Raw genomic sequence first — 7,157 nt, forward strand, 5'->3', positions numbered from 1 at the left:
AACCGGCCGCTTCAGAGGACCTGCCTGCCGACGCGCCGCCGGCGAGCGGGTCGGTGGAGGAGCCAGCCCGGGAGGAGATCCCAGCACCGCAGGCAGCTTCGCCTCCCCCCCAGGTTCCCGCCGTCCCTGAACGCCTGGCCCCCACCAGCCCCCGGGAGGGTTCCGCCCGGGACCAGGTCCGTGAGGATGGATCCCTGATCCAGCCCAGGGCCGAGGGTCCCCTGGCCAGGCTGCGCCAGCGCTTCGCGCCGTGAGCGTCTCCCCGCCCTGCGGCATCTGGGGCCTGAGTTTCAGTCCGGCGGGTGATCGGCTGATCCAGCAGCTCCTGGCGGCCGGCGGCCTGGACGAGGTGGTCTGCAGCGGTGCCAGCCCGGCGGCCCAGGAGGTGCTGCGCACCCAATGGGGCCAGGCCGAGGGCTTCGTGGTGGCGGGTGCCTGCGGCCTGGTGGTCCGGCTGCTGGCTCCGCTGCTCACGGAGAAAGGGCGGGATCCGGCGGTGGTGGTGATCGATCCGGAGGGACGCTTCGCCGTGCCGCTGCTGGGGGCCCATGCCGCCGGGGGCGACGCCCTCGCCCAGCGCATGGCGGCCCTGCTGGGGGCCCAGGTCGTGGCGACCGGTGCCAGCAGCGCCCGCGGCAGCCTGGCCCTGGACCGCTTCGGCCAGGCCTGGGGCTGGCGCCGCGGGCCGCAGGGCGACTGGAACGCGCTGATGCGGCAGGCGGCGCGGGATCCGCAGCGGCTGAGGATCCACCAGAGCCACGGCACCAGCCGCTGGCAGGAACTCCAGGCCAGCCAGCAGCTGGGCCAGGCCGGAATCACCAGCGGCGCCCAGGCTGCCGCGGGGGCCATGGCGGACCTGGTCATCACGGCGGAGCGGGGTCCGGGCTGCCGCTGGCATCCCCCCTGCCTGTGGCTCGGCCTCGGCTGTGAACGCCACACAAGCCTGTCGCTGCTGGAGCGGCTGGTAGACAGCCGCCTGGAGGAACTGGGCCTGGCCCCTGAAGCCGTGGCGGGCCTGGCCAGCATCGACCGCAAGGCCGACGAGCCGGCCCTGCTGCAGCTGGCCGAGCAGCGGAACTGGCCGGTGCGCTGGCTGACCGCCGACGAGCTGCAGACGGTGGAGGTCCCCAACCCCTCGGCGCTGGTGGCCGCCGCGATGGGCACCGCCAGCGTGGCCGAGGCGGCCGCCCTGGTGGCCGCCGGAGCGGGGAGCAGCCTCCTGGCCGCGAAGACGATCGAACGCGCCGGAGGAGAGGAACGGGGCGCCGCCACCCTGGCGATCGCCGAGGCGGCCGAGCAGTGGGCACCGCGGCGGGGCCAGCTCCACCTGGTGGGCAGCGGCCCGGGCCGGCTGGACCTGCTCACGCCCGAAGCCCGCCGCGCCCTGGCGGACGCGACGGTGTGGGTCGGCTACGGCCTCTACCTGGATCTGCTCGAGCCGTTGCGGCGGCCCGACCAGTTGCGCTGCGACGGCCAGCTCACCGAGGAGAGAGCCCGCTGCAGCCTGGCGCTGGAGCTGGCGAACCAGGGCCTCAACGTGGCGCTGGTGTCCTCGGGGGACAGCGGCATCTACGCCATGGCCGGCCTGGCGCTGGAGCTCTGGCTCAGCCAGCCGCAGCAGGCCCGGCCTGCGTTCTGCGTGCATCCGGGCATCTCGGCGCTGCAGCTGGCGGCGGCGCGGGCCGGGGCGCCGCTGATGCACGATTTCTGCACGGTCAGCCTCAGCGACCGCCTCACCCCCTGGAGCGTGATCGAACGACGCCTGACGGCGGCGGCGGCGGGTGATTTCGTGGTGGCGCTCTACAACCCGCGATCGCGGGATCGTCACTGGCAGCTGGCACGCGCCCGCGAGATCCTGCTGAGCGGCAGGCCAGCGGAGACCCCCGTGGTGATCGCCCGCCAGCTGGGACGCGCCGAAGAGAGCGTGAGCCTCCACACCCTGGGGGATCTGCCGGTGGAGCAGGTGGACATGCTCACGCTGGTGCTGGTGGGGAACAGCAGCAGCCGGGTGCAGGACGGCCGGATGGTCACCCCACGGGGCTATCCGGGGGCCGAACTGAGCTGAAAGTCGGGATGACAGGATTCGAACCTGCGGCCCCTTCGTCCCGAACGAAGTGCGCTACCAAGCTGCGCTACATCCCGATGGGCTGACTGTAGGGGATGGAGGTGGGGCCGCGTTCCAGCCCAGACGGCCCGGGACGCAGCTTTCCACACGCGGCTTTCTACAGTCCTCTTTCCACTGCCTGGCCTGCACGAGCCAGCCCCTGCCGTGCTCAAACCCGACTGGCTGCGCGTCAAGGCTCCCCAGCGGGAACGGATCGGCGAGGTGGCCGACCTGCTGGTGGATCTCAGGCTGAACACCGTCTGCCAGGAGGCCAGCTGCCCCAACATCGGCGAATGCTTCGCCGGCGGAACGGCCACCTTCCTGATCATGGGGCCGGGCTGCACCCGGGCCTGTCCCTACTGCGACATCGACTTCGACAAAAGCGTGCGGGCCCTGGACCCGACCGAGCCGGAACGGCTGGGGGAAGCGGTGGCCCGGCTGGGGCTGAACCACGTGGTGATCACCTCGGTGAACCGTGACGACCTGGCCGACGGCGGCGCCAGCCAGTTCGTGGCCTGCATGGAGCAGGTACGGAAACGCTCCCCGGACACCACGATCGAGCTGCTGATCCCGGATTTCTGCGGCAACTGGGAGGCCCTCGCCAGCGTGATGGCAGGGGCGCCCGATGTGCTGAACCACAACATCGAGACCGTGCCGCGGCTCTACCGCAAGGCCCGCCCCCAGGGGGTTTACTCCCGCTCGCTCGAGCTGCTGCGGCGGGTGCGGGAGGGCTGGCCCCGGACCTACACCAAATCAGGACTGATGGTGGGACTGGGGGAGACGGATGCCGAGGTGCTCGAGGTGATGGCCGACCTGCGCCGGCACGCCGTGGACATCGTGACGATCGGCCAGTACCTCTCGCCGAGCCCGAAGCACCTGCCGGTGGATCGGTTCGTGACACCCGAGCAGTTCGAGACCTTTCGCCGCCATGGCGAGCGGCAGCTGGGGTTTCTGCAGGTGGTGAGCAGCCCGCTGACGCGGAGCAGCTACCACGCGGGCGAGGTGCGGCGGCTGATGCGGGAGCACCCGAAGAGTTTAATGATAGAATGACAGTGTTATTATAGTGGGTTGTTAGCAGTCGCGCCGCCAGGAGCCACCTTTACTCAAGGGATCAACCCTCCAAGCGAAAGCAAGGCTCATCAATCTCAGCCCCCCCCCGAATGCTCGGCAGCAACAGAGCCAGTCAGATCCGTCCGCTTAAAGCCTGGCTTGAAGGGTCCATTTTGGCCATCGAGGCCGTGGACGTCGGAGACCCAACGACAAATGACAGATTGTATGCGCGAAAAGGAACAGCGCTCATTCCATTGATTCCAAGGAGAAAGAGCTGGAAGAGGTTTGAAAATATCACGTCACACAGACAGGTGATTGACCTGATCACGCGAGCAAGCCAAGTCATCAGCATCAACGAGCCAAGCAGGTCAGACACAATTAGCGATGGCAAGATATTAAGAGCCGGCTTGCTTCAAAAGCACGAGCAGCAACTCCGTCATGCCCTGACGATCAAAGTGGAAGTAGGCGGAGGGACCAGCCAATTTCAGACTGACATCTGCCATGTAGCATCTGTTCAAGGCATCACGGGCGACCATATCTTCGAAGCACTCCTGGGGTGCAACGGTAGCGGAGGAACGCTTGAGATCTCAATCTCCACCATCAAACCCTTCCATCGCCACAGGGTGTACAGCGTTTCGTTTGACACATCCTCCCGAGGCGGCCCCGAACTCTCGGATCATCAGCGCGTCCGCATACCGCTGAACATCAACGCAGAAGAAGCAAGCGTCACCCTTCGCGTCCGGGACAACCGCCAAAGTCGAGCCAGCCAAGGCACAGAGACAAATGTTCTCCTGATTTCCAATCCTGTACTCAGGCAGGCCAGGGGCAAGCGAACAGGCGCAACCATCACCATGCCACGGGAAGCGAAGCTGAAGGACAGCAACGGTGCGCCAAGGGATACAGTATTTTTCACAGGAACAGTACCTCCCTTTAGCTCCTCAGAGGATGAGCCACTGTTATTGGAATTGCAAAATACACGGCCATTAGAGTTATTTGCCCCCGACCAGTCAAGTATCACCTTACTGGAAAACTGGCAGCACTCATTCACGGCCAAGGCCAACCGGGACAACCGCTTTAGCCTCTTTGTGAATGGTGAAGCGTGCCAGCTGCTCGAACTTGGCCCAGAACCCAACACGATCAACCTGCCGACTAGGTGGCTGCGAGGCGAGCCTGTGGAGGCGCAGGTGCGGGATCTCTCGGGTAGTCAGATCTATTTATCCTTGCCGATGCTGGCTCCAAGGAGCCTGACCCCTGAAGACGTGCTGCTGCATGAGATTCGACGTCCCTTCCCAACAGATCTCACGGTCCGGGCCAATCATCGGTATCAGGCCTTAAGAGAACATCTCAGACGTCCCATTGCCGGTATCACGCCAGCGATGCTGACACAGGCGCTGGAGACTCTCGACGGCGACTACAGCACAGTTGAGCTGCTTCCCCTGGCCTTCCCCTTCGTGGCTGAACCCGATGTTTCGGTGGTCATCCCCGCCCACGACAAGGTGGAGGTGACGTACTACTCCCTCTGTTCGCTACTGCTCGCTCACAACGCAGCAAGCTTTGAAGTGATCCTCGTGGATGACGGATCTACCGATGAAACCGCAGCCGTGGAAGAGATTGTGAGCGGAATCACCGTCATCCACAACGAAAAGCCAGAGCGATTCATCAAAGCCTGCAACCGAGGAGTGAGAGAAGCGCGAGGTCGTTTCGTGGTGCTGCTCAACAACGACACCGAGGTGACAATGGGGTGGCTGGATGCCCTGGTTGATGCCTTCAGCCGCTTTGAGCGCGTGGGAGCCGTGGGATCCAAGCTGGTGTATCCGGATGGAACGCTTCAAGATGCGGGCGGGATCGTCTGGGGCTCAGGGAATCCATGGAATTACGGCAATGGACATAATCCATGGGATCCACGTTTTTCCTATGCAAGGCAGGCAGACTACTTATCCGGCGCCGCCTTGATGACAACCAAGGAGATCTGGGCAGAGGTAGGTGGACTATCAAGCTACCTGGAGCCAATGTATTTTGAAGACACAGATTTTTCCTTCAAAGTACGCGCGGCAGGTTACAAGACATACTTTGTGCCTGCGTCTGTGGTGTACCACTTTGAAGGAACGACGAGCGGTACCGACAGCTCATCAGGTTTCAAGCAATATCAGGAGGTGAATCGACCGAAATTCAAGCGGCGCTGGGCCAAGGCCTTCGCCAGTCACGGCAAGGAAGGCGAATTCCCTGATCTCGAAAAAGACCGGGGGATTGCGGGAAGAGTTCTTTTCATTGACTACACCACACCTCAAGAAGACAAGGACGCGGGATCCTATGCCGCGATTCGCGAGATCGAACTGGTGCAGGCACTTGGCTACAAGGTGACTTTTCTGCCCCAAAACCTGGCATATTTCGGCCCCTACACCGAGGAGCTGCAACGCAAGGGTGTGGAAGTGATTGTTGCACCATTCCATCGGTCCCTATCCGACTACCTCAAAAAACATGCCAGAGAGTTCGACGCCGTCTACATAACCCGGTATTTTGTGGCTGCCGACACGGTGCATCTGATTCGCGACTACTCGCCGAACACGCGCATCATCCTTAACAATGCAGATTTGCACTTCCTGCGTGAGCTCAGAGCGGCATTGAGCGGAAACGACGAAGCCCGTATGGAAGCGATGCGAGACATCCGCAACGAGGAGCTGGCAATGATGCAGAAGGTGGATCTGGTTCTGAGCTACAACGAAGTTGAGCATACGGTGATCAGCTCCCACACCGATGGCAGGGTGAAGGTGATGACCTGCCCATGGGTAGCGGACAGCCCCCGTGAGGTTGCCCCACTGGTGGGTCGGGAGGGTCTGTCCTTCCTGGGGAGCTTCCGGCACCACCCCAATGCCGAGGGGGTGCAGTGGTTCTGCAGGGAAGTCATGCCACGGCTGGAGCAACAGCAGCTGAAGCTGTCGATCTACGGCTCTGGCATGGTCGACGACATCAAGGCCCTTGCCAGCGACTGGGTCGACCCTGTGGGCTACATCGACGCTGTTGCAGACGCCTACCAGAGGCATCGGGTGTTTGTAGCCCCGCTGCTCAGCGGTGCTGGGATCAAGGGAAAAGTGCTGAATGCCCTGGCCTATGGCATTCCCACGGTGTTGACACCAACAGCAGCCGAGGGCATTGGCCTCCGCCATGGGCATGACTGCCTGATTGCCAAAACCCCTGACGAGTGGGTGGAGGCCATTAGGAAGTTGAATTCCGATGATGATCTGTGGAGCGACATCTCAAGGGCTGCCCGCAGCTATGCCAGCAGCCAGTTTTCGTTTGCGGCGGGGAAGGACAAGATGAAAGCGGCATTTGAGTCTGTGGACCTGTTCAGTCATCTTGACGGATAACTTTCTCCCAAAAGTCTCCCTAGCACAGCGCAGATGAGCTTCTGCGCCCCGGAATCAGAGACACAAAAGAATCTCCAGCAGATTGACGACTACCACCTTTCTAGAAACAGATAGCTGAATGAGCCAGAGACTTTTCTTGCTGCGGTGCCTAGAGACATTGGCAGAACGTAGCAGACACGCGCCGCCACGCACAAGCTTCTCAAGTTTTTATAGTTCGAGCGATCACAACAAAAGGTGCTACTGCCAGAAGTCAGTAAGGTTGAACCCCCGCCCCTCAACCAAATTAAATTGCCGTCAAACACGCTACTGGCAGAGACGCGGTGTGGCAATACACAAGACCTGTCGACACTGGCAAGGACTGCATCCGCTTCACGCTGATGTGGCTCAGGACGCACAAGGCGATGGCGTCCGCTATAAACCCAGCAGAATTGAGCTAGGCGCATTGACCCGAATTCCATTGGCAACAAACTCCTAGACGAACGCAAGGCTGTTTAACAGTTCAACCTCAGTGGCCCTCTCGGCCCAGGATAGAGAGCCACCATCAGCTAGCATAATGCAGATGCAATTGCCAGACTTGAAGCGGACTTGCCTGTGAAGACAGCAGCAGTTATTGGAAATTGCCAAGCCAGAGCCATTGC

4 protein-coding genes and 1 tRNA gene are annotated in these 7,157 nt (G+C 62.4%); 4 read left to right on the plus strand and 1 reads right to left on the minus strand.

Features of this window, described 5'->3' with window-relative positions:
• The coding region (locus tag ACLD7X_RS15510) for a hypothetical protein (protein WP_411424576.1) at positions 1-254 on the plus strand (254 nt) is incomplete at its 5' end.
• Entirely contained in the window at positions 251-2,065 is a 1,815-nt protein-coding gene (gene cobJ, locus ACLD7X_RS15515; RefSeq protein ID WP_411424577.1) for a precorrin-3B C(17)-methyltransferase, read from the plus strand. The genes ACLD7X_RS15510 and cobJ, both read left to right, overlap by 4 nt.
• Before the next feature lie 3 nt (positions 2,066-2,068).
• On the opposite strand, the gene ACLD7X_RS15520 is transcribed toward cobJ, so the two are convergent.
• Positions 2,069-2,142 (minus strand) — tRNA-Pro (locus tag ACLD7X_RS15520).
• A gap of 127 nt (positions 2,143-2,269) precedes the next feature.
• Here ACLD7X_RS15520 and lipA point away from each other — a divergent pair.
• Positions 2,270-3,154 carry a lipoyl synthase gene (lipA, locus tag ACLD7X_RS15525; RefSeq protein WP_411424578.1) on the plus strand — a complete coding sequence of 295 codons (885 nt, stop codon included), beginning with the start codon at positions 2,270-2,272 and terminating at the stop codon, positions 3,152-3,154.
• Positions 3,155-3,342: 188 nt separating this feature from the next.
• On the plus strand, positions 3,343-6,519 hold the full coding sequence (locus tag ACLD7X_RS15530) for a glycosyltransferase (protein ID WP_411424579.1): 3,177 nt from the start codon (positions 3,343-3,345) through the stop codon (positions 6,517-6,519).
• The last annotated feature ends 638 nt before the right edge of the window (positions 6,520-7,157 follow it).

The organism is Aphanothece microscopica RSMan92 (assembly GCF_046613545.2).
In the GTDB taxonomy this organism is placed as follows: domain Bacteria; phylum Cyanobacteriota; class Cyanobacteriia; order PCC-6307; family Cyanobiaceae; genus NIES-981.